At 59.6% G+C, this 21706-nt stretch carries 23 protein-coding genes; 9 read left to right on the top strand and 14 right to left on the bottom strand.

Features of this window, described 5'->3' with window-relative positions:
• Positions 1 to 282: 282 nt before the first annotated feature.
• The gene (gene tyrS / locus AACY52_RS14720) at positions 283 to 1482 is read right to left on the bottom strand and encodes a tyrosine--tRNA ligase (protein ID WP_339415447.1); all 1200 of its coding nucleotides are present in this window, start codon (positions 1480 to 1482) and stop codon (positions 283 to 285) included.
• A 209-nt stretch (positions 1483 to 1691) separates the two neighbouring features.
• Between tyrS and AACY52_RS14715 the strand changes: the two genes are divergently transcribed.
• Both AACY52_RS14715 and AACY52_RS14710 read left to right on the top strand, forming a co-directional pair.
• The gene (locus AACY52_RS14715; RefSeq protein WP_339560573.1) at positions 1692 to 3101 is read left to right on the top strand and encodes a peptidoglycan DD-metalloendopeptidase family protein; all 1410 of its coding nucleotides are present in this window, start codon (positions 1692 to 1694) and stop codon (positions 3099 to 3101) included.
• Between the two features lie 3 nt (positions 3102 to 3104).
• Complete coding sequence (locus tag AACY52_RS14710) at positions 3105 to 4196, top strand: anhydro-N-acetylmuramic acid kinase (RefSeq protein ID WP_339415445.1); 1092 nt, start codon at positions 3105 to 3107, stop codon at positions 4194 to 4196.
• Between the two features lie 77 nt (positions 4197 to 4273).
• Here the strand turns inward: AACY52_RS14710 and erpA are convergent, their stop codons facing one another.
• Positions 4274 to 4624, bottom strand: a complete 351-nt coding sequence (erpA, locus tag AACY52_RS14705; protein WP_003176443.1) for an iron-sulfur cluster insertion protein ErpA — start codon at positions 4622 to 4624, stop codon at positions 4274 to 4276.
• Between the two features lie 153 nt (positions 4625 to 4777).
• Positions 4778 to 5812, bottom strand: a complete 1035-nt coding sequence (gene argC, locus AACY52_RS14700) for an N-acetyl-gamma-glutamyl-phosphate reductase (RefSeq protein ID WP_339428458.1) — start codon at positions 5810 to 5812, stop codon at positions 4778 to 4780.
• 135 nt (positions 5813 to 5947) lie between these two features.
• Between argC and hemJ the strand changes: the two genes are divergently transcribed.
• The 6 genes from hemJ to coq7 all read left to right on the top strand — a co-directional run bounded on the left by hemJ (position 5948) and on the right by coq7 (position 10395).
• Positions 5948 to 6376 (top strand): protoporphyrinogen oxidase HemJ, encoded by a 429-nt coding sequence (hemJ, locus tag AACY52_RS14695; protein WP_339415443.1) that lies wholly within the window; start codon positions 5948 to 5950, stop codon positions 6374 to 6376.
• A 24-nt stretch (positions 6377 to 6400) separates the two neighbouring features.
• Positions 6401 to 7363, top strand: a complete 963-nt coding sequence (locus AACY52_RS14690) for a nitronate monooxygenase family protein (RefSeq protein ID WP_339438163.1) — start codon at positions 6401 to 6403, stop codon at positions 7361 to 7363.
• A gap of 69 nt (positions 7364 to 7432) precedes the next feature.
• Entirely contained in the window at positions 7433 to 8395 is a 963-nt protein-coding gene (locus tag AACY52_RS14685; RefSeq protein WP_339415441.1) for a DUF805 domain-containing protein, read from the top strand.
• A 62-nt stretch (positions 8396 to 8457) separates the two neighbouring features.
• Positions 8458 to 9246: an SDR family oxidoreductase gene (locus tag AACY52_RS14680; RefSeq protein WP_339415440.1), complete on the top strand. Its 789-nt coding sequence runs from the start codon at positions 8458 to 8460 to the stop codon at positions 9244 to 9246.
• Between the two features lie 46 nt (positions 9247 to 9292).
• Positions 9293 to 9631: a histidine triad nucleotide-binding protein gene (locus tag AACY52_RS14675; protein WP_003194682.1), complete on the top strand. Its 339-nt coding sequence runs from the start codon at positions 9293 to 9295 to the stop codon at positions 9629 to 9631.
• A gap of 116 nt (positions 9632 to 9747) precedes the next feature.
• Positions 9748 to 10395, top strand: coding sequence for a 2-polyprenyl-3-methyl-6-methoxy-1,4-benzoquinone monooxygenase (gene coq7, locus AACY52_RS14670; protein WP_339438164.1), 648 nt, complete (start codon positions 9748 to 9750; stop codon positions 10393 to 10395).
• 65 nt (positions 10396 to 10460) lie between these two features.
• Here coq7 and AACY52_RS14665 read toward each other — a convergent pair whose 3' ends face one another.
• Positions 10461 to 10883, bottom strand: a complete 423-nt coding sequence (locus tag AACY52_RS14665) for an OsmC family protein (protein WP_005792019.1) — start codon at positions 10881 to 10883, stop codon at positions 10461 to 10463.
• A 246-nt stretch (positions 10884 to 11129) separates the two neighbouring features.
• Between AACY52_RS14665 and crp the strand changes: the two genes are divergently transcribed.
• Positions 11130 to 11774, top strand: coding sequence for a cAMP-activated global transcriptional regulator CRP (crp, locus tag AACY52_RS14660; protein WP_065871978.1), 645 nt, complete (start codon positions 11130 to 11132; stop codon positions 11772 to 11774).
• Here crp and AACY52_RS14655 read toward each other — a convergent pair.
• The 10 genes from AACY52_RS14655 to AACY52_RS14610 form a co-directional block, all read right to left on the bottom strand.
• Positions 11771 to 12466 carry a lipoate--protein ligase family protein gene (locus tag AACY52_RS14655; RefSeq protein WP_339428460.1) on the bottom strand — a complete coding sequence of 232 codons (696 nt, stop codon included), beginning with the start codon at positions 12464 to 12466 and terminating at the stop codon, positions 11771 to 11773. The genes crp and AACY52_RS14655 overlap by 4 nt on opposite strands.
• A 160-nt stretch (positions 12467 to 12626) precedes the next feature.
• A complete protein-coding gene (gene trpC, locus AACY52_RS14650; protein ID WP_339415436.1) occupies positions 12627 to 13463 on the bottom strand; it encodes an indole-3-glycerol phosphate synthase TrpC in 837 nt (278 codons plus the stop codon).
• On the bottom strand, positions 13460 to 14509 hold the full coding sequence (trpD, locus tag AACY52_RS14645) for an anthranilate phosphoribosyltransferase (RefSeq protein ID WP_339415435.1): 1050 nt from the start codon (positions 14507 to 14509) through the stop codon (positions 13460 to 13462). Before trpD ends, trpC begins: the two co-directional genes overlap by 4 nt.
• A 9-nt stretch (positions 14510 to 14518) precedes the next feature.
• Positions 14519 to 15112: an aminodeoxychorismate/anthranilate synthase component II gene (locus AACY52_RS14640; RefSeq protein WP_339415434.1), complete on the bottom strand. Its 594-nt coding sequence runs from the start codon at positions 15110 to 15112 to the stop codon at positions 14519 to 14521.
• A gap of 9 nt (positions 15113 to 15121) precedes the next feature.
• Positions 15122 to 16603, bottom strand: a complete 1482-nt coding sequence (trpE, locus tag AACY52_RS14635; protein WP_339428461.1) for an anthranilate synthase component I — start codon at positions 16601 to 16603, stop codon at positions 15122 to 15124.
• Positions 16604 to 16673: 70 nt separating this feature from the next.
• Positions 16674 to 17492 (bottom strand): phosphoglycolate phosphatase, encoded by an 819-nt coding sequence (locus AACY52_RS14630; RefSeq protein ID WP_339415432.1) that lies wholly within the window; start codon positions 17490 to 17492, stop codon positions 16674 to 16676.
• Positions 17489 to 18163, bottom strand: a complete 675-nt coding sequence (gene rpe, locus AACY52_RS14625) for a ribulose-phosphate 3-epimerase (protein WP_034101050.1) — start codon at positions 18161 to 18163, stop codon at positions 17489 to 17491. The genes AACY52_RS14630 and rpe overlap by 4 nt, the downstream gene beginning before the upstream one ends.
• Before the next feature lie 84 nt (positions 18164 to 18247).
• The gene (locus tag AACY52_RS14620; RefSeq protein ID WP_339415431.1) at positions 18248 to 19396 is read right to left on the bottom strand and encodes an iron-containing alcohol dehydrogenase; all 1149 of its coding nucleotides are present in this window, start codon (positions 19394 to 19396) and stop codon (positions 18248 to 18250) included.
• 153 nt (positions 19397 to 19549) lie between these two features.
• Complete coding sequence (locus AACY52_RS14615) at positions 19550 to 20374, bottom strand: ABC transporter permease (RefSeq protein WP_339428463.1); 825 nt, start codon at positions 20372 to 20374, stop codon at positions 19550 to 19552.
• Positions 20375 to 20386: 12 nt separating this feature from the next.
• Positions 20387 to 21634: an ABC transporter permease gene (locus AACY52_RS14610; protein WP_339415429.1), complete on the bottom strand. Its 1248-nt coding sequence runs from the start codon at positions 21632 to 21634 to the stop codon at positions 20387 to 20389.
• Positions 21635 to 21706: the final 72 nt, after the last annotated feature.

The following is a 21706-nucleotide window of genomic DNA, read 5'->3' as shown; positions in this document are numbered from 1 at the left end:
CACTTGCGCTTCCGATCTCTCGTTAGCGGGAGGCGAATTCTACAGCGTTACACGCTGCTGTCAACACCTCTTTTTCTCCGCTTTCGACCGAGAGGATCGAAACGTTAATAGAGCCAAACAACACCGCCCTATCAACTCCTTCTGGGCCTCGATGAACTGAAGCAACTCGCCGTCGAATTTCGCATAACCCTTTGTTTACCAAGGAGTTTTCCGTTTCGACTGCGCCGGAAGTGGGGCGAATTATAGACAGATATAAATCGCCGTCAACACTTAATTTCAGGTTTATTCGGATTTGAGCGTAATACGCGCAAATGCCTTCTTTCCAGCCTGGCAAACGTGTGTAGCACCCAGCTCGCATATAAAGGTGCGATCTACAACCTCACCATCTATACGCACACCACCGGAACCCAACAAATCACGCGCAACCGCCGAGTTCTTCACCAAGCCCGCCTTATTAAGGACAGCAGCGATCGGCATCGCCTCGGCAGCGGACAGCTCAATCTCCGGCAGATCATCCGGCAGCTCGCCATCCTTCATACGGTTACCCGCCGCACGGTGAGCACTGGCCGCAGCCTCTTCACCATGGAAGCGCGCAACGATCTCTTCCGCCAGCTTGATTTTCACGTCACGCGGATTAGTGCCTGCTTCTACGTCAGCACGCAGCGCATTGATCTCATCCATCGAGCGGAAGCTCAGCAACTCGAAGTAGCGCCACATCAGCGCATCAGGAATCGAAACCAGCTTGCCGTACATCACACCCGGCGCTTCCTGGATACCGACATAGTTGCCCAAGGACTTGGACATCTTCTTGACGCCATCCAAGCCTTCCAGCAACGGCATGGTCAGAATGCACTGAGCCTCCTGCCCATACGCACGCTGCAGTTCACGCCCCATCAAGAGGTTGAATTTCTGATCAGTGCCACCCAGCTCAACATCAGCACGCAACGCTACCGAGTCGTAGCCCTGAACCAGCGGATAGAGGAACTCATGAATGGCGATCGGCTGGTTGGTGGAGTAACGCTTGTCGAAGTCATCACGCTCAAGCATGCGCGCAACGGTGTACTGGGAGGTCAAGCGAATGAAATCCGCCGGCCCCATCTGATCCATCCAAGTAGAATTGAACGCCACCTCGGTCTTGGCCGGATCAAGAATCTTGAACACCTGTGTCTTATAGGTCTCGGCGTTATCGAGCACCTGCTCACGGGTCAACGGCGGACGCGTGGCACTTTTGCCACTTGGGTCACCGATCATCCCGGTGAAATCACCTATAAGGAAGATGACCTGATGCCCCAGCTCCTGGAACTGACGCAGCTTGTTAATAAGCACGGTATGACCCAGGTGCAGATCCGGCGCCGTCGGATCAAAGCCAGCCTTAATACGCAGGGGTTGGCCACGCTTGAGCTTTTCGATCAGCTCAGCTTCGACCAACAGTTCTTCCGCACCACGTTTTATCAGCGCTAGCTGTTCTTCAACCGACTTCATAACAGACCCGCAAGGCTCAGATTCAAAAGGGAACCAACCATACAAGATCAGGGACTAATTACAAGTTTTGCCCTGCGAACGGACACCGTTCAGCAAGCCCAGCGTTCGCGAGCTTGCGCCACAGATGATTTGGTTATATTTTATACAGTTATTTCATCTTCATCATGTCATTCATCTTTTCCATTTCATCTTCAAAGTCAAAATTACCTATGACCACTGAACCGTCTAAAGCGCCGCCGCTTTACCCGAAGACCCACTTGCTCGCCGCAAGTGGCATCGCCGCCCTTCTCAGCCTGGCACTCCTGGTATTCCCTTCCAGTGACGTAGAAGCCAAACGAACATCCCTGAGCCTTGAACTGGAAAGTCCAGTTGAACAACTGACACAAGATCAAGACGCTTCCGACGCGCAACAAGCCACAAATGCACCCGCCGGCTCACCCTTCGCCCAGATAGAAAACAGCCCGAAGGACACACAGCAAGCTGGCGAGACGCCGACTGTAGAGGTGGCCAAGAGTCCTCTGCACCGCGAAATCATCGTAGGTAAGGGCGATACACTATCGACACTGTTCGAGAAAGTCGGCCTGCCTGCCGCTACCCTCAACGACGCACTGGCCAGCGACAAACAAGCCAAGCAATTCACTCAGCTCAAACGCGGTCAAAAGCTTGAATTCGAACTGACCCCCGACGGCCAACTCAACAAGCTCCACAGTACCGTCAGCGACCTTGAAAGCATCACGCTGACCAAAGGCGCCAAAGGCTTTGCCTTCAACCGCATCACCACCAAACCGGTGACGCGCTCGGCCTACGTTCACGGGGTGATCAACAGCTCCCTGTCGCAATCTGCCGCCCGCGCCGGACTGTCCCACAGCATGACCATGGACATGGCCAGTGTGTTTGGCTACGACATCGACTTCGCCCAAGACATCCGTCAAGGCGACGAATTTGATGTGATCTACGAGCAGAAAGTCGTCAACGGCAAAGTTGTCGGCACTGGCAACATCCTCTCCGCGCGCTTTACCAACCGCGGCAAGACCTACACCGCCGTGCGCTACACCAACAAGCAAGGCAATAGCAGCTACTACACCGCCGACGGCAATAGCATGCGCAAGGCCTTCATCCGCACACCGGTAGACTTCGCTCGCATTAGCTCGCGTTTCTCCATGGGTCGCAAGCATCCAATTCTGAACAAAATCCGCGCCCACAAAGGCGTCGACTATGCCGCCCCACGTGGCACGCCGATCAAGGCAGCAGGCGACGGTAAAGTGCTGCTGGCCGGCCGTCGTGGTGGCTACGGCAATACCGTGATCATCCAGCACGGCAACACCTACCGTACGCTGTATGGCCACATGCAAGGCTTTGCCAAGGGCGTGCACACTGGCGGCACCGTGAAGCAAGGCCAAGTGATCGGCTATATCGGTACCACTGGCCTCTCTACCGGGCCGCACTTGCACTATGAGTTCCAGGTCAATGGCGTACACGTCGACCCGCTGGGTCAGAAGCTGCCGATGGCCGACCCGATCGCCAAGGCCGAGCGTGCACGGTTCATGCAACAGAGCCAGCCATTGATGGCACGCATGGACCAGGAGCGCTCCACCCTGCTGGCTTCGGCGAAGCGTTAAAGTATGGCGCTCTATTTAGGCGTGATGTCCGGGACCAGCCTCGATGGACTGGACATTGCCTTGATCGAGCAAGATCCGGCGATCAAGCTGATCGCCACGCACTACATTCCCATGCCGGAAACCCTGCGCGCCGAGCTGCTTGCTCTGTGCGCCAGCGGCCCAGATGAGATCGCCCGTTCAGCCATTGCCCAACAAAACTGGGTGAATCTTGCCGCTCAAGGCATTCACACGCTGCTCAAGCAACAAAACCTCAAGCCTCAGGACATTCGCGTAATTGGCAGCCATGGCCAGACCATCCGCCATGAACCCGCCCGGGGCTTTACCGTGCAAATCGGCAACCCAGCCCTGCTCACCGAGCTGACGGGTATCACCGTCGTCAGCGACTTCCGCAGTCGTGATGTTGCCGCCGGCGGCCAGGGCGCCCCACTGGTGCCCGCATTCCATGAAGCACTGTTTAGCGACCACACCGGTAACCGCGCAGTATTGAATGTGGGAGGTTTCAGCAACCTCAGCCTGATCGAGACCGGCAAACCTGTAGCCGGCTTCGACTGCGGCCCGGGCAATGTCCTGCTTGATGCATGGATACACCAACAACGCGGCGAACACTTTGATCGTGATGGGCAGTGGGCGGCGAGCGGCAAGGTAGAGCCTCAACTACTCAACGACCTGCTCAGTGACCCATTCTTCATGACCAAGGGCCCTAAAAGCACCGGGCGCGAAGTGTTCAACCTGGGATGGCTGCACCAACACCTCAGCCACTTGCCCGCGTTCGAGCCTCAGGATGTGCAGGCCACGCTGCTGGAGCTGAGCGCCCTGACCATTGTCGATTCCCTACGGTCCGCACAGCCCCAGACAGAAACGCTGCTGGTGTGTGGCGGAGGCGCTCACAACGCCACGCTGATGAGTCGGCTGGCCGCGTTGTTGCCATCAACCCAGGTCAGCAGCACCGCCACCTACGGCGTGGACCCCGACTGGGTCGAAGCCATGGCCTTCGCCTGGTTGGCCCATTGCTGCCTTGAAGGCATTGCCGCCAACCGCCCCAGCGTCACCGGTGCACGCGGGCTTCGGGTACTGGGCGCGATCTACCCTGCCTGACCGCCTCCAGAATCCGCAGACAGCAAAACGCCGCTTGGCCTATCACAGCCAAGCGGCGTTTTAACATGCCCTGTCGATCAGATCGAGAACGAAGACCCGCAACCACAGGTGGTGGTAGCGTTAGGGTTCTTGATCACGAAACGCGAACCTTCCAGACCTTCCTGGTAATCCACCTCGGCTCCTGCCAGGTATTGGAAGCTCATCGGGTCCACGACCAGACTCACGCCCTCGCGTTCAACGATGGTGTCATCATCGGCTACATCTTCATCGAAGGTAAAACCGTACTGAAACCCTGAACAACCGCCGCCCGTTACAAATACGCGCAGCTTCAAGCGATCATTACCCTCTTCATCGACCAGGCTCTTCACCTTGTGCGCAGCACCGTGGGTGAATTGCAAAGCCGTGGGGGTGAAGGATTCAACGCTCATGCTAATAATCTCCCGGCGTACCGCCGCCATATGCGTAATGGCGGGCATTATCCGCTTCTCCTAGAAAAGCGGTCAACTATTATGGGAGCAGCGGCAAGCTTCGAGCTACTAGCTTCAAGCTTGCCGCTGATGACTTGAAGCTTGCCGCTGCCCTTAAGGCAGCATGCCTGCGTGGGACAGGCCCAGCTTCTCATCCAGGCCAAACAAGATGTTCATGTTCTGCACCGCCTGGCCCGACGCGCCCTTGACCAGGTTATCGATCACCGACAGCACCACGACCAGGTCGCCATCCTGCGGACGATGCACAGCAATCCGGCACACATTGGCGCCACGCACGCTGCGGGTTTCCGGGTGGCTGCCGGCTGGCATAACGTCGACGAACGGTTCGTTGGCATAACGTTTTTCGAACAGCGCCTGAAGGTCTACCGAGCGATCAACCACCGTTGCGTACAACGTAGAGTGAATGCCGCGAATCATCGGCGTCAGGTGCGGTACGAAGGTCAGGCCCACGTCTTTACCGGCCGCGCGACGCAGCCCCTGGCGGATTTCCGGCAAGTGACGATGCCCTTTTACTGCGTAGGCCTTCATGCTTTCTGACGTCTCGGAATAAAGCGAACCGACCGCCGCGCCACGACCAGCGCCGCTCACGCCCGACTTGCAGTCTGCGATCAAGCGCGAAGCGTCCGCCAGCCCAGCCTCCAGCAATGGCAGGAAACCCAGTTGAGTGGCTGTTGGATAGCAACCGGGTACCGCGATCAAACGCGCTTGCTTGATCTGCTCACGATTGACTTCCGGCAGGCCATAGACCGCTTCTTCCAGCAGTTCAGGCGCACCGTGAGGCTGGCCATACCACTTGGCCCACTCATCAGCGTCCTGCAAACGGAAGTCCGCCGACAGATCGATCACTCTGGTGCCCGCCGCCAGCAGCTCACCGGCCAAGGCATGGGCAACACCATGAGGGGTGGCGAAGAACACCACGTCGCAGGCGCCGAGGGTCTTGATGTCCGGAACGCTGAACGCCAGGCCATCGTAATGGCCTCGCAGGCTCGGATACATGTCGGCCACGGCCAGGCCGGCCTCGGATCGGGAGGTGATGACCACAACCTCAGCTTGCGGATGCTGAGCCAACAGACGCAGCAATTCGACACCGGTGTACCCCGTGCCGCCGACGATACCGACCTTGACCATAAACCTGCCCTCAACGAACCACTGGAAAGCCGTCGATAATAGGGGCCGTATCGTCCTGCGACAACCGTCAACGTGACGTACGGGCGCATGAGCCACTACTATCTTCAGTTACCGTGAACCTGGGAATAACTAGAAATGCTCTATCTATGGATCAAAGCCTTCCACATTGTCAGCATCGTCTGCTGGTTTGCCGGGCTGTTCTACCTGCCACGCCTGTTCGTCTACCACGCCCAAAGCGAGGACACCGTCAGCAAGGAACGCTTCAGCGTCATGGAGCGCAAGTTGTACCGCGGCATCATGAATCCGGCGATGCTGGCCAGCCTGGTATTCGGTATTTGGCTGATCGCCCTCAACCCCGGCATCTTTCAATCGGGCGCCTGGATCCACGCCAAGCTGACCCTGGTGGTGTTGCTGATCGGCTACCACCATATGTGCGGTGCGCAGGTAAAACGTTTCGCCCGTGGCGAAAACACCCGCAGCCATGTCTTTTATCGCTGGTTCAATGAAGTACCCGTTCTGATATTGCTGGCTATCGTAATTTTGGTCGTTGTCAAACCGTTCTAACTTCAATTACTCGGGGTACCTCCAATGTCGCTGCCCGCTCTGCTTGAACAACGTCTGCGCCTGCCCGTCGTGGTTGCGCCGATGTTTCTGATTTCCAACCCGCAACTGGTCCTGGCGTGCTGCCGCAATGGGGTGGTCGGGAGCTTCCCGGCGCTTAACCAACGCGAAAGCAGCGGGTTCAAGGCCTGGCTGGAGGAAATCGAAGCGGGCCTGGCAGAGCTGGACAATCCTGCGCCCTACGCCGTCAACCTGATCGTGCACAGCAGCAACCCGCGCCTGGAGGCGGACCTGGCGATCTGCGTTGAACACAAAGTGCCGATCGTCATTACCAGCCTGGGCGCTGTGAAGGAACTGGTAGACGCTGTGCACAGCTACGGCGGCCTGGTGTTCCACGACGTCACCACTCGGCGCCACGCTGAGAAGGCGGCCGAAGCCGGCGTGGATGGCCTGATCGCCGTAGCCGCGGGCGCCGGGGGCCATGCTGGCACTTGGAGCCCGTTCGCGCTGACCGCCGAGATTCGCCAGTTCTTCGACAAAACGCTGCTGCTGGCCGGCTGCCTCAACCACGGGCACGAGATTCTCGCCGCCCAGTTGCTCGGCGCCGACCTGGCCTATTTCGGCACTCGCTTTATTGGCACCACTGAAAGCCATGCCCCGGATGCCTATAAAGAGATGCTCCTCACATCGCGCGCCGCCGACATCGTGCACACTCCTGCTGTCTCCGGCGTCCCCGCCAGCTTTATGCGCCAGAGCCTGGAAAACGCCGGCTTCGACCTCGCCGCCCTGCAAGGCAAAGGCGAAGTCAACTTTGGCTCCAAGCTCAAACCGTTGAGCGACGAGGCCAAAGCATGGAAGACTGTATGGTCTGCCGGCCAAGGTGTCGGTGAAATCGATGATTTGCCAAGTGTCGATGAACTGGTTGCGCGCCTCGATGCCGAATACCGCAAGGCACGCGAACAGGCAGTTCAACTGCGCTGGCCTCGCTGACCCAACCGCAAGGCCCGCCGATTGAGTGGGCCTGCACAACCTCCCTGAACAAGTGACAAGGAAGCCCGCATGAGCGACAACCGTTTCAAGATTGTGTTTGATGGGGCCTTGCTCCCGGGCGTAGAAAGCACCACAGCCAAACTGAACCTGGCCGAGCTGTTCAAGAGCGAAGTTGAAGCCATCGAGAAGCTCTTCACCGGCCGCCCTGTTGCGCTCAAACGTGACCTGTCGCGCCCGGATGCCGAAACCTACCTCACCGCGCTGAAAAACGCCGGTGTGGACGCACGCATCGAAGCCGAACAACCCGTAGCCTTCAGCCTCGCCGAAACCCATGAGACGGATTCCGGGGCTTCCGACTTCTCCCGCCCGGACGCTTCACCCTATGCACCGCCGCGCGCTGCCGTAGGTGAAAACCTGCCGGAGTACTCCACCCTAAAAGTCTTCACTCTCCACGGGCGCATCGGGCGACTGCGGTATCTCGCCTGGACCCTGGTGTTGACCTTAGCGATGCTGGTCGCGGGTGGCATCATCAGCACCGTCAGCTTTGCGGTCGCCACGGCCTCGCCAACCGCAGGTACCCTCCTTGGGGTGTTGCTGGGTCTCGCGTTGTTTGTTGCGCTGGTGTGGGTCAGTGTACAAATCGGTGTGCAGCGCCTGCACGATCTGGGTTGGTCAGGCTGGCTGTACTTCCTCAACCTGGTACCGCTGGTGAACAGCGTCTTCCCGATCCTGTTGCTGGTATTGCCAGGAAATGCAGGCGCCAACCAATACGGCGCACCACCACCCCGCAACTCCACCGCGGTAAAAGTCCTGGCCACGCTGTGGTTGGCGTTTATCCCAGTCATGCTCGCCATCGTGGTGACCCTGGGCATGAACGGTTACCTGAACCAACTCGAAGCCAACATGGACAGCAGCTACGAAAGCAGCTCCATCACCGCCGATGAAGATGCCGACCAAGCCACGGCCGTAGAAGAAGACGAAGCGCAAAGTGCTGACGAAGCGGGCGAACCTGTAGACTCTCCAGAACAGTAAAGAAACGCGCCGGCCTGTGATGCCTTTGTCACAGGCGCGGCGGTGTTGCGATGGAGAAAGGCATGACCCGTTACGCTCTGATCACCGGCGCCTCCAGCGGCATCGGCCTGGCCTTGGCCGAAGCGCTGGCCCGTCGCGGCCGCAGCTTGATTCTGGTGGCCCGCCAGCGTGATCAGTTGGAAAGCATTGCAATCGAATTGACTCAACGCTTCGGTGTCGAGGTGCTGTTCCGGGCCTGCGACCTGGGCGAGCCACTGCGCTTGTCCGGGTTCCTGCTGGAGCTTGAAGAAGGCGAACGGCAGATCGACTTGCTGGTGAACTGCGCCGGCATCGGCACCAGCGGCCCCTTCCTGGCTCAGGACTGGATGACCGAGCAAGACCTCATAGAGGTCAACATCCTGGCCCTGACTCGTATGTGCCATGCCCTCGGTAACACCATGGCGCTGCAGGGCGGCGGGCAGATTCTCAATGTGGCGTCCGTCGCGGCATTCCAGCCTGGCCCGTGGATGAGCACCTACTACGCCAGCAAAGCCTACGTACTGCACTTTTCCGAAGGTTTGCGCGAAGAGTTGAAGACCTGCGGCATCAAGGTCTCGGTCCTCTGCCCCGGCCCGACACGCACCGCATTCTTCGGCACCGCGCAAATGGACACCGCCAAGCTCGACCGTAGCCAACAACTGATGAGCCCCGAAGAAGTGGCGCTTTATACCGTGCGCGCCCTGGAAAAGAACAAAGCCATCATCATTCCCGGCCGACGCAACCGCTGGATCGCGTTCAGTCCACGTTTCAGCCCCCGATGGCTGACCCGCAAGATCGCCGGTGCCATTAACAAGGCCTATTGCCCGCGCTGAACGGCTGAGTACACTCACCCTGCACATTCATAATGGAGAAACAGCTGTGGATACTCTGTTCACCAAGATCATCAACAGAGAAATACCCGCGAAGATTATCTACGAGGATGACCAGGTCCTGGCCTTCCACGATATTGCACCGCAGGCACCCGTGCATTTTCTGGTCATTCCCAAGAAACCTATCCGCACGTTGAACGACCTGACTGAAGACGACAAAGCCCTAGCAGGTCATATTCTGTTCACCGCCCAGCGCCTGGCCGTTGAGCAAGGCTGCGAAAAAGGTTTTCGTGTGGTGATGAACTGCAATGAAGACGGCGGGCAGACCGTTTATCACATCCATATGCACGTGCTGGGTCAGCGCCAGATGAACTGGCCGCCGGGCTGATCGGCCCTCGAACATGGGTCGTGACCCAGGCTGCGACCCCATGCCCTTGACGCGGCGCAAACGCTTCCCCCTCTCTTGCGGTAAACTGGCCGCCGAGATTCTTCCCGGAGGTCAGCATGACTACCCAACGTCACTACTCGCCGATTGACCGTTTGTTGCTGCACGCCGACACGGCCATGCGCACGCTGCTGCCATTCAGCGGCCAACCGTATCGCCCCTCGCCCGCCATCGTGCGCCCCGACGCACAGATGAGCGAGACCGAGACCCGCCACGTCGCCGGCCTAATGCGCATCAACCACACCGGTGAAGTCTGTGCCCAGGCGCTGTACCAGGGCCAGGCGCTGACCGCCAAGTTGCCGCAGGTACGCGCCGCCATGGAACATGCCGCCGAAGAGGAAATCGATCACTTGGCCTGGTGCGAACAACGCATTCGCCAACTCGGCAGCCATCCCAGCGTGCTGAACCCGCTGTTTTATGGCTTGTCGTTTGGTATCGGCGCTACTGCCGGGCTGATCAGCGACAAGGTCAGCCTGGGTTTTGTCGCGGCGACCGAACGTCAGGTGTGCAAGCATCTGGATGAGCATCTGGAACAACTGCCGGCCGAAGACGAAAAGTCCCGGGCGATTCTTGAGCAGATGCGTATCGATGAAGAACACCACGCCGAAAGCGCACTGGATGCTGGCGGTTTCCGCTTCCCGGCGCCGGTAAGGTTAGGCATGAGCCTCTTGGCCAAGGTCATGACCAAAAGCACCTATCGTATCTAAGCGTATAAAATCAGGCCAAAAAAAGGGCGCCGTCACAGCGCCCTTTCTTTTTGCCGATTGAGCGATCAGCCCAATTCGATGATTTCGTAATCATGGGTGATGGCCACACCGGCCGCGCCGAGCATGATCGACGCCGAGCAGTACTTCTCAGCCGACAGCTCGATAGCACGCTTGACCTGGGCTTCCTTCAACGCCCGGCCCTTCACCACGAAATGCATATGGATCTTGGTGAATACCTTGGGATCTTCAGTGGCGCGCTCGGCTTCCAGGAAGGCTTCGCAGCTTTCCACGGCCTGGCGGGACTTTTTCAGGATGCTGACCACGTCGAAATTGCTGCAACCGCCTACGCCAAGCAGGAGCATTTCCATCGGGCGTACGCCCAGGTTACGGCCACCGGCTTCCGGAGGGCCGTCCATGACCACCACATGGCCACTGCCCGACTCACCGAGAAACATGGCTTCGCCCGCCCATTGGATGCGTGCCTTCATCGCCCAGACTCCACTGCTAAAAAAGGGTCGCCAGCTTAGCACAGGGCCCGCAAGCGTCAGCGTTTCACGCAAAAGCGATCAATAGCAGGGTTTGCGCCAAAAATGGGCTAATCGAGACAGGATGTGTCTGTTAAGCTGGCGCCAAGCGGATGGCGTATCGCCACTATCCATACAACGTGTATCAATGCCGATACCGACGAATACAACAACTCCAACTAACTCGCGCAGTTTTTCCGGGACACAGCCATGGTTGCCCTTACTCCCATATCCAAGATCAAGAATCTCGACAAACTGTTGATGCACTGCCAGCGCCGTCGCCATCCAGCCAAGCACAACATCATCTGCGCCGGCGAACGTTCAGAAACACTGTTCTTCATTATCAAAGGCTCGGTCACCATTCTGATCGAGGATGAAGACGGCCGCGAGATGATCATCGCCTACCTGAACACCGGAGATTTTTTTGGGGAGTTGGGGCTGTTCGAACAAGCCGGTAAGGAACAGAAACGCAGCGCCTGGGTACGTGCCAAGATCGAGTGCGAAGTCGCTGAGATCAGCTACGCCAAATTCCGCGAACTGGCCCAGCAGGATCCCGACATCCTCTACGCCCTCAGCGGGCAGATTGCCCAGCGCCTGCGCGACACCACGCGCAAGGTCGGCGACCTGGCATTCTTTGATGTGACCGGCCGAGTAGCGCGCTGCCTGCTGGAGTTGTGCAAACAGCCCGACGCGATGACTCACCCCGACGGCATGCAGATCAAGGTCACACGCCAGGAAATCGGGCGCATTGTCGGCTGTTCACGGGAGATGGTCGGTCGCGTGCTCAAGGACTTGGAAGAGCGCAGCCTGGTGCACGTCAAAGGCAAGACGATGGTGGTGTTCGGCACCCGTTAACCCGGCAGGACGCTGGCCAGCATTTGACGATACAAGGTATCCAGCCGGCTGATCGCATCCGGTGCTGGGAAGGCTTCGTGCAGAGCGATATGGCTGTCGGCGCGAACCCGCTGCTCGAGACCGCAGGCTTCGTTAAAGCGGTTGACCGCCGCGATCAACGCATCGCGGTCGTTATCCAGCAACAAGGCACCGTGCACCAACCCCACCGGGCGGCCACCGCTTTGGCGCCAGCGCTGCGCGGTGCCGACCATTTTTCGGCCGTTGAGGTTGACGTTGTAGCGACCGTCGCAAAATGCCCCGTCGATTTCGCCGACAGAGGCGTCGCCACCCAGCTCGATCAGCAAGTCGCAAATCGGCTGGCATAAACGCAAGTAGCCGGTTTCGATGCGGTTCTGATCGCCCTCGCTGCGCGGTGGCGCGTAGACCAGGGCGATATTGACCGTGGCACTTGATTGCGGCACCGGCTCACCGCCGGTCTCGCGCAGCAATACAGGCCAACCGGCGGCGGCCGAGACCTGGCTGGCGGTGTCGAACGCCGGTAGCCGACTTAAACGACGCGGCATCACCAAGGCTTGATCGCTGGGTTGCCAGAACAGCAGGCCGAATTCCTGCTCGCCAGCGCAAACGGCTGCCAGCAAGGCTTGCTCGGCGGCCAGCCCAGCTTCAACAGTCATCGACACCGGCTTAACCATCAAACACCTACCTATCTGAATAAACACAAAACCCAATGTGGGAGCGGGCTTGCTCGCGAATGCGGTACATCAGACACATATTCAGTGACTGACCCACCGCATTCGCGAGCAAGCCCGCTCCCACATTTAGACTGCATTTCAAATCCTGACCGTGTTCAAGTCAGTCCAATGTCGAACCACTGACCGCCACACCACGCTCCGGGAAGAACAGACGCTGTAACTCCGCCCCCGGGTTTTCGGCACGCATGAAGGTCTCGCCCACCAGGAACGAATACACACCACTGATCTCCATCAACTCCACATCAGCGCGGTTGACGATGCCACTCTCGGTAATCACCAATCGGTCGCGCGGAATTCGCGGCAGCAGGTCAAGTGTGTTTTCCAAGCTGACTTCGAAGGTGTGCAGGTTACGGTTGTTGACGCCCACCAGCGGCGTGTCGAGGGTTTTAAGTGCGCGTTCCAGCTCATCGCCGTCGTGCACTTCCACCAACACATCCAGGCCGACGCTTTTGGCCACGGCCGCCAGTTCGGCCATCTTTACGTCATCCAGGGCGGAAACGATCAGCAACACGCAGTCAGCACCCAACGCACGGGCTTCGACGATCTGGTACGGATCGACCATGAAGTCCTTGCGGATCACCGGCAACTTGCACGCGGCGCGGGCTTGCTGCAGGAACAGGTCGGAACCCTGGAAGTAGTCGATATCGGTCAGTACTGACAGGCAGGTGGCCCCGCCCTTCTCATAGCTCTTGGCAATGTCTTCAGGAATGAAGATCTCGCGAATCACGCCCTTGCTCGGCGAAGCCTTTTTGATTTCAGCAATGACGGCGGGCTGCTTTTCCTTGGCCTGCTTGATAAGCGCATTGGCGAAGCCACGCGGCGCATCAGCGATCTTTGCCTGAGCTTCCAGTTCGGCGAGGCTCACGCGCGCTCGGCGCTCGGCGACTTCTTCAGCCTTGCGCGACAGGATCTTTTCCAGAACGGTCGGCACACTCATCCTTCATTCTCCATCTTGAATACCGCAGTGAATGCTCCCAGCTCTTCCAGCTTCTCGCGAGCCAGACCGGTGTGCAGCGCATCGTGGGCCAAGGCGACCCCTTCCTTAAGACTATAGGCATGGTCGGCTGCATAAAGTGCCGCGCCAGCATTCAAAACGATCATCTCAGCGGCTTTTTGACCATTCTCGGTCTTGCGACGCCCCAGGGCATCGCGAATCAGCTCGAGGGACGCCGCCGGGCTTTCCACTGCCAGGCCGTGCAGGCTCTGGCTCTTCATGCCCAAATCTTCCGGCTCGACCCAGTACTCGGTGACGTGGTCATCTTTGAGCTCCGCCACGAAGGTCGGTGCTGCCAGGCTGAATTCGTCCAGGCCATCTTTGGAATGCACCACCAGCACATGCTTGCTGCCCATGCGTTGCAGCACTTGCGCCAATGGCCGGCACAGCGCCTGGCTGAATACGCCCACCACCTGGTGCTTCACACCGGCCGGATTCGTAAGCGGGCCGAGCATGTTGAACAGGGTGCGCAGGCCGAGGTCTTTGCGCGGGCCAGCAGCGTGTTTCATTGCGCCATGGTGGGATTGAGCAAACATGAAGCCGATGCCGACGTTATCGATGCAGCGCGCCACTTGGACCGGCGTCAGGTTCAGGTAGATGCCGGCGGCTTCCAGCAAATCGGCACTGCCGCTCTTGCCGGACACTGCACGGTTGCCGTGCTTGGCCACAGTGCATCCGGCCGCCGCGACCACAAACGATGCCGCCGTCGACACGTTGAAGATGTTGGCACCATCACCGCCGGTGCCGACCACGTCGACCACGCCGTCGAGGGTCTTGAGCTCAACCTTGTCCGCCAGCTCGCGCATCACCGACACGGCGCCGACAATCTCGTCGATGCTCTCACTCTTCATGCGCATTGCCATCATGAAGGCGCCGATCTGCGCATCGCTGCATTGACCCGTCATGATCTCGCGCATCACATCGCTCATTTCAGCGGTGCTCAGGTCCAGATGGCCGACGATACGGCTCAGGGCAGTCTTGATATCCATGGAAAGTCCTTAGCGCGTGCCGCCGCTCTGCTTGAGAAAATTAGCGAACAGCTCGTAGCCCTGCTCGGTCAGGATCGACTCGGGGTGAAATTGCACCCCTTCGATATTCAGTGTCTTGTGGCGCAAGCCCATGATTTCATCGACCGAGCCGTCTTCCAGCTGGGTCCAGGCGGTCAGTTCCAGGCATTCCGGCAGGGTTTCACGCTTGACCACCAGCGAGTGGTAACGGGTCACCGTCACCGGCAGGTTAAGCCCATGAAATACGCCCACATCATGATGGAACACCGGGCTGGTCTTGCCGTGCATCACCTGGCGCGCGCGCACCACGTCACCGCCAAACGCCTGGCCGATAGACTGGTGGCCCAGGCACACGCCCAGGATCGGCAGCTTGCCGGCGAAATACTTGATCGCTTCGAGGGAAATACCCGCCTCGGTCGGCGTGCATGGGCCTGGCGACACCACGATGCGCTCCGGATTCAGCGCAGCGATTTCAGCCACGCTCAGTTCATCGTTGCGCACTACCTTGACCTCGGCACCGAGTTCACCCAAGTACTGCACAACGTTGTAGGTAAAGGAGTCGTAGTTATCAATCATCAGTAACATGGGGAAACCTCAAGAATTGGGGGTCTGTTCAGCCAGCGCAACAGCGCGGAACATCGCGCGGCGCTTGTTCAGGGTTTCTTCCCATTCGAGGGCCGGCACCGAGTCGGCGACAATCCCGCCACCGGCCTGCACGTGCAGCTCCCCGTCCTTGATCACGGCCGTGCGGATCGCAATGGCCGTGTCCATGTTGCCGTTCCAGGCGAAATACCCCACGGCGCCGCCGTAGACACCGCGCTTGACCGGCTCCAACTCGTCGATGATTTCCATCGCACGGATCTTCGGCGCGCCCGACAAGGTGCCCGCCGGCAGGATCGCGCGCAGTGCGTCCATCGCCGTCAAGCCGGCTTTCAGCTCACCGGTGACGTTGGACACAATGTGCATCACGTTGGAATAACGCTCGATCACCATCTTCTCAGTGAGCTTGACCGAACCGATTTCCGAGACACGCCCGGTGTCGTTACGGCCCAGGTCGATGAGCATCAGGTGCTCGGCAATTTCCTTGTCGTCGCTCAGCAGGTCTTCTTCCAGCGCCAAATCCGCCTCTTCAGTCGCGCCACGTGGGCGCGTTCCGGCGATCGGGCGCACGGTGATCAAGTTGTCTTCGACGCGCACCAGCACTTCCGGCGAACTGCCCACCACGTGGAAGTCACCAAAGTTGAAGAAGTACATGTACGGCGTCGGGTTGAAGCAGCGCAGCGCGCGGTACAGGTCAATCGGCGCAGCCTTGAAGTCGATGGACATGCGTTGCGACGGCACCACCTGCATACAGTCACCGGCAAGGATGTATTCCTTGATGGTATCGACGGCGCGCTCGTAGTCATCTTGGGTAAAGCTTGAACGAAAGATCGGGTCAGCGGCTGGCGGACGGCTGAGGTCCAGGCCGCGACGCGGAGTGATCGGCTGGCGCAGCTTCTCCAGCAGGGCTTCGAGGCTGGCAAGGCCGCTCTCGAAAGCGTCGGCCTGGGACGGGTCGGCGAGCACAATCGCGTGCATCTTGCCGGCGAGGTTATCGAACACGACGACCGCGTCGGAGACCATCAACAGAATATCCGGTACACCCAACGGATCCGGGTTCGGGCACTTGCCCAGGCGTTTTTCCACGTAGCGTACACAGTCGTAACCGAAGTAACCCACCAAGCCACCGTTGAAACGCGGCAGACCCTGGATGGTCGGCACGTTGTAACGCGCTTTGAACGCCTCGACGAACGCCAGCGGGTCTTCAACATCGTGGCTTTCGATCTCGACGCCATCATGGGTAATGCTCACATGATGGTCGTGCACACGCAGCACGGTGCGGCACGGCAGGCCGATGATCGAGTAACGGCCCCACTTCTCGCCGCCCTGTACGGACTCGAGCAGGTAAGAATTGGGCTCGTCGGCCAGTTTCAGGTAGATCGACAGCGGCGTGTCGAAGTCGGCCAGGGTTTCGCAGGCCAAGGGAATGCGGTTGTAGCCGGCAGCGGCCAAACGCAGGAATTCTTCGCGGGTCATGATGTGCCTCGTGGCTTGAGGGTCTAACAGTCAGGTATGCAAACGTGCCGCATGGCGCGGCCAGGATCAGTCAGGCGCGCCAACGCCAGCGGGCCAGGGCCTTGATGACTTTCATCCAGAGTTTGCGAGTGACCACCACGATGGAATTTCCAGAAGGGGACGGATCGGTATCAGGCAACGTTATCTCAGCGCTCGCTCCCAAGCAACCGGGGATTAGCAGGCGCAGGTCATCAATTACCAATGAAGGCGACTCTTCGGCAATCGGCCGGCCATGGTTGTAGCCGTAACTGAGGGCCACACACTGCACGCCCGCGGCCTTTGCCGCCTGCACATCGCTGCGCGAATCACCGACAAACAGCGACTGCGAGGCCGGGATATTGGCCATTTTCATCACGAAAAACAGTGCCGCCGGGTCGGGTTTTTTCTGCGGCAAGGTATCGCCACCGATGATCCAGCGGAAATACCGGCCAATTTTCATCTGGTCCAACAGCGGCGCGACGAAGCGTTCCGGCTTGTTGGTGATGAGGGCCATTTCCACGCCCTGCTTGCTCAGCCACTTGAGGGTGTCGCGCACGCCGGGGTAAACCACGGTCAGTTCGTGGCCGTCTTCATAGGCGGCGTTGAACAGTTCCAGGGCGTGTTCGACCTCGACCTCATCCACCCCTTCGGCATCAATGTTGTCGGCCAAGGCCCGGCGCACCAGCATCTGCACGCCGTTGCCCACCCACTCGCGCACCGACTCGATCCCGGCGGGCTTGCGTCCCAGTTTGAGCAGCATCTCGTCCACCGCCGCCGCCAGGTCGGGCACCGAGTCGATCAAGGTACCGTCCAGATCGAACATCACCAGCCGTGGCAATTTGCCGGGGAACAGTTGCTCAAAGCCGCTCACGGACGTGCCAGCGCCAATTCGGCGCGCATCTTGGCGATGACTTCCTGGTAGTCCGGCGCGTTGAAGATCGCCGAGCCGGCCACAAAGGTGTCGGCGCCAGCTGCTGCGATTTCGCGGATGTTATTGACGTTGACCCCGCCGTCGATTTCCAGGCGAATGTCACGGCCAGAAGCGTCGATCAGTGCACGGGCTTCGCGCAGTTTGTCGAGGGTGCCGGGGATGAACTTCTGCCCGCCGAAGCCTGGGTTGACGCTCATCAGCAGGACCATGTCGACCTTGTCCATCACGTATTTGAGCACGTCCAGCGGGGTGGCAGGGTTGAACACCAGGCCCGCCTTGCAGCCGCCTTCGCGGATCAGTTGCAAGGTGCGGTCGACGTGCAGCGAGGCTTCCGGGTGGAAAGTGATGTAGGTCGCGCCGGCTTCCACGAAGTCACCGATGATGCGGTCCACCGGGCTGACCATCAGGTGCGCGTCGATCGGCGCAGTGATGCCGTACTTGCGCAGCGCGGCGCAGACCATCGGGCCGATGGTCAGGTTGGGCACGTAGTGGTTGTCCATGACATCGAAGTGCACAAAGTCGGCACCGGCGGCCAACACCTTGTCCACTTCTTCACCCAGGCGGGCGAAGTCGGCGGAGAGAATCGATGGAGCAATGACGAAGGGCTGCATGACGCACCTTTTTTGAGCTAAATCACGATGGCGCGCATTGTATACCTCATGCTTTGCCGCGCGCACCGTGACCTGGCTCAATGACTAGTACGCGGCCCGATAGATTTTCTCGATATCGGCTGCGCTGAGCTTGCGCGGGTTGTTGCGCATCAGCCGTTCAATGCCCGCCGCTTCCACGGCCATGGCCGGGATAGCATCCTCGGGCACCCCGAAACTGCGGAGCCCCGCCGGGATTTCGACGGCGGCACACAGCCGCGTCATAGCCTCGACGGCTTGGTCGGCGGCATCGTTGACGCTCAACCCCGTGACATTCACGCCCATGGCCTGGGCAATGTCCTGCATGCGCTCCACGCAGGCCAACTTGTTCCAGTGCATTACATAGGGCAGCAACAGCGCGTTGCTCACGCCATGGGCGATATTGAAACGTCCACCCAGCTGGTATGCCAACGCATGCACCGCGCCGACCCCGGCATTCCCAAAGGCCATCCCCGCCATCAGGCTGGCGGTGGCCATGTCGTCGCGTGCCTGCAGGTTGGCCGGGTTGGCGTAGGCCTTGGGCAACGCGTTGGCAATCAGCTTGATCGCGCCAATGGCCAATGCATCGGTAATCGGCGAGGCGTTCAGCGACAGGTAGGATTCGATGGCATGCACCAGCGCATCCACGCCGCTGGCGGCGGTGACGCTGCGCGGGCAGGTCAGGGTCATTTGCGGGCTGATCAGCGCCACATCCGGCAGTAGATAATCGCTGACGATGCCCTTTTTCAGCTGCGCGACCTTGTCGGAGAGGATCGCCACATTGGTCACTTCCGAGCCGGTGCCGGCTGTGGTGGGAATGGCGATCAGCGGCGGCCCTTTGCGCGGTACCTGATCGACGCCGAACAAGTCCGCCAGGGCGCCGTGGTAGCCGGCATAGGCGGCCACGCTTTTGGCAATGTCGATGGCACTGCCGCCGCCCAGGCCGATCAAGCCGTCATGCCCGCCGTCGCGGTAGACGCGCATGCAATCTTCGACAATGGTGATTTCCGGGTCCGGCAGCACGCGGTCGAAAATTTCGTAGCTGCGTTCGCCCAGGTGTTCGAGTGCCAGCGCCACGGTGCCGGACTTGACCAGCGCGGCGTCGGTGACGATCAGCGGGTTATCCACATCCAGTCGCGTGAGCTCAAAGGCCAGTTGTTCGATGGCGCCCGCGCCGGTCAGCAGTTTATGGGCGATCTTGAATGAGGAAATACTCATGTGCGCGGCCTCCTATAGGTGGTGGGCTGGCACAAGGATAGCTGGAGATTTTGGGTTGCCTAGCATTCAGCGACTGAATGGTCATTTCTGGTTCAACACAGGACCATGTGGGAGCGGGCTTGCTCGCCCCCACATTTTGATCGCCGTTTGGCTTCAGACTTGGGCTGTGCGCAGTTTCTCGCTGCGCCCACGCAGCCATTCCAGGGTCAGCAGCAGCAACACCGAGAAGGCAATCAACAAGGTCGCCGCAGCAGCAATCGTCGGGCTGAGGTTTTCGCGGATGCCGCTGAACATCTGGCGCGGCAGGGTCGCTTGCTCGGGGCCGGCGAGAAACAGCGTGACCACCACCTCATCAAACGAAGTGGCGAAAGCAAACAGCGCCCCGGAAATCACCCCTGGTGCGATCAACGGCAAGGTCACCCGGCGAAACGCGGTCAATGGCGAAGCACCGAGACTGGCCGCCGCCCGCACCAGGTTGTGGTTGAACCCCTGCAAGGTCGCCGACACGGTGATAATCACAAACGGCACGCCCAACACCGCATGCACCACGATCAGCGAGAAAAAGCTGTTGCCCAGGCCCAGTGGCGCAAAGAACAGGTAACTGGCCACACCAATGATCACCACCGGCACCACCATCGGCGAAATCACCAGCGCCATTACCAGCGCCTTGCCGGGGAAATTCCCACGGGTCAGGCCAATCGCTGCCAAGGTGCCGAACACCATGGCCAGCACCGTGGCCGACGGGGCAACGATGACGCTGTTCTTAAGTGCACGCATCCATTCAGCCGAGGCGAAGAAGTCCTGGTACCACTTCAGCGAGAAGCCTTGCAGCGGATACACCAGGAAACTGCCACTGTTGAACGACAGCGGGATGATCACCAGCACCGGCAGTATCAAAAACAACAGGATCAAGCCGCAGAGGGTCCGCAAACTGTAGAACCAGACCCGCTCAACGGGCGACATATAAGGGCTCAGCATCGCAAGGTCTCCTTAGCTCAGGCGCAGGCGACTGGCGCCGACCAGCTGGTTGTAGATCAGGTACAGCACCACGGTGGCCAGCAGCAGCAAGCCGCCCAACGCCGTCGCCATGCCCCAGTTGATGCTGGTGTTGGTGTAGAACGCCACGAAGTAGCTGACCATCTGATCGTTCGGGCTGCCCAGCAGTGCCGGGGTGATGTAGTAACCAATTGCCAGGATGAACACCAACAGGCAACCGGCGCCCACGCCGGCGTAGGTCTGCGGGAAGTACACGCGCCAGAAGCTGGCGAACGGATGACAGCCCAGGGAAATCGCTGCACGCATATAAGTGGGCGAAATACCCTTCATCACGCTGTAGATCGGCAGGATCATGAACGGCAGCAGAATATGCACCATGGAGATGTAGACCCCAGTTCGGTTGAACACCAGTTCCAGAGGTGTATCGATCAGGCCCACGCCCATCAGTGCACTGTTGATCAGGCCGCCGGATTGCAGCAGTACGATCCACGCCGCTACCCGCACCAGGATCGAGGTCCAGAACGGCAGCAACACCAGGATCATCAGCAAGTTGCTTTTGCGCGCCGGCAAATTGGCCAGCAAATAGGCCAGAGGATAGGCCAGCAGCAGGCAGAGGGTGGTGATCACCAGGCCCATCCAGAAGGTGCGCGCAAAAATGTCCAGGTAGATCGCCTGGTCTGGCGTGGCCGGCGCCACTTCGCCGAGGTCGTCGATGCGGTGATCGACGGCCGCCAACAAATAGAACGGCGTCAGGCTGCTGGTATTGCGCCGGATCGCCTGCCAGTACGCCGGGTCGCCCCAGCGTTCGTCGAGGTTTTCCAACGCTTCTTTATAAGAGGCCGGCGTTTCGCTGAACGGCAGCGCCCGCGCGGTTTTGGTCAGCAGGCTGCGGTAGCCGGCCAGTTCCATGTTGAGGCGCTTGGACAGGTCGCCCAAGGTCTGGTTTTTGCGCGCTTCGCCCAAGTCTTCACTGAGGGCCTGATACACCGGCTCGCCCGGCAGACCACGACCATCCCAGGCCGTCACCGCCACCACCGTGCGCGGCAAACCGCCCACCACTTCCGGGTTGCCGACGCTTTTGACCAGCAGTGCGACAATCGGCACCAGGAACACCAGCAGCAAAAACAGCACCAACGGCGCAATCAAGGCCTGGGCCTTCCAGCGGTTGAGCCGCTCGGCACGCGCCAGGCGCTGCTTGAGGGTAGGGCTGTTGACCTCGTTCGAGGGAACGGCGATGGCCATGGCTGACTCCGAAAAACTGAAATAAAGACTACACCTATGGCTGGGCTCTGATTGGCAGTGAGCGGGCTTGCC

This window comes from Pseudomonas sp. EA_65y_Pfl1_P113 (assembly GCF_963970525.1).
Taxonomy (GTDB): Bacteria; Pseudomonadota; Gammaproteobacteria; order Pseudomonadales; family Pseudomonadaceae; genus Aquipseudomonas; species Aquipseudomonas tritici.
The sequence above is the reverse complement of the archived record's forward strand: the minus strand, read 5'-3'. Positions and strand labels throughout refer to the sequence as shown.

Bases quoted from the DNA above. Each gene is read 5' to 3' on its own strand.
- trpC (WP_339415436.1), bottom strand. From the start codon at position 13,463: ATGAGTGTGCCGACCGTTCTGGAAAAGATCCTGTCGCGCAAGGCTGAA.
- AACY52_RS14665 (WP_005792019.1), bottom strand. From the start codon at position 10,883: ATGAAGGCACGCATCCAATGGGCGGGCGAAGCCATGTTTCTCGGTGAG.
- rpe (WP_034101050.1), bottom strand. From the start codon at position 18,163: ATGCAGCCCTTCGTCATTGCTCCATCGATTCTCTCCGCCGACTTCGCC.
- AACY52_RS14615 (WP_339428463.1), bottom strand. From the start codon at position 20,374: ATGCTGAGCCCTTATATGTCGCCCGTTGAGCGGGTCTGGTTCTACAGT.
- tyrS (WP_339415447.1), bottom strand. From the start codon at position 1,482: ATGAAGTCGGTTGAAGAACAGCTAGCGCTGATAAAACGTGGTGCGGAA.
- AACY52_RS14620 (WP_339415431.1), bottom strand. From the start codon at position 19,396: ATGAGTATTTCCTCATTCAAGATCGCCCATAAACTGCTGACCGGCGCG.
- AACY52_RS14685 (WP_339415441.1), top strand. From the start codon at position 7,433: ATGAGCGACAACCGTTTCAAGATTGTGTTTGATGGGGCCTTGCTCCCG.
- AACY52_RS14715 (WP_339560573.1), top strand. From the start codon at position 1,692: ATGACCACTGAACCGTCTAAAGCGCCGCCGCTTTACCCGAAGACCCAC.
- trpD (WP_339415435.1), bottom strand. From the start codon at position 14,509: ATGGATATCAAGACTGCCCTGAGCCGTATCGTCGGCCATCTGGACCTG.
- AACY52_RS14690 (WP_339438163.1), top strand. From the start codon at position 6,401: ATGTCGCTGCCCGCTCTGCTTGAACAACGTCTGCGCCTGCCCGTCGTG.
- trpE (WP_339428461.1), bottom strand. From the start codon at position 16,603: ATGACCCGCGAAGAATTCCTGCGTTTGGCCGCTGCCGGCTACAACCGC.
- erpA (WP_003176443.1), bottom strand. From the start codon at position 4,624: ATGAGCGTTGAATCCTTCACCCCCACGGCTTTGCAATTCACCCACGGT.
- AACY52_RS14680 (WP_339415440.1), top strand. From the start codon at position 8,458: ATGACCCGTTACGCTCTGATCACCGGCGCCTCCAGCGGCATCGGCCTG.
- AACY52_RS14710 (WP_339415445.1), top strand. From the start codon at position 3,105: ATGGCGCTCTATTTAGGCGTGATGTCCGGGACCAGCCTCGATGGACTG.
- hemJ (WP_339415443.1), top strand. From the start codon at position 5,948: ATGCTCTATCTATGGATCAAAGCCTTCCACATTGTCAGCATCGTCTGC.
- argC (WP_339428458.1), bottom strand. From the start codon at position 5,812: ATGGTCAAGGTCGGTATCGTCGGCGGCACGGGGTACACCGGTGTCGAA.
- AACY52_RS14610 (WP_339415429.1), bottom strand. From the start codon at position 21,634: ATGGCCATCGCCGTTCCCTCGAACGAGGTCAACAGCCCTACCCTCAAG.
- crp (WP_065871978.1), top strand. From the start codon at position 11,130: ATGGTTGCCCTTACTCCCATATCCAAGATCAAGAATCTCGACAAACTG.
- AACY52_RS14655 (WP_339428460.1), bottom strand. From the start codon at position 12,466: ATGGTTAAGCCGGTGTCGATGACTGTTGAAGCTGGGCTGGCCGCCGAG.
- AACY52_RS14640 (WP_339415434.1), bottom strand. From the start codon at position 15,112: ATGTTACTGATGATTGATAACTACGACTCCTTTACCTACAACGTTGTG.
- coq7 (WP_339438164.1), top strand. From the start codon at position 9,748: ATGACTACCCAACGTCACTACTCGCCGATTGACCGTTTGTTGCTGCAC.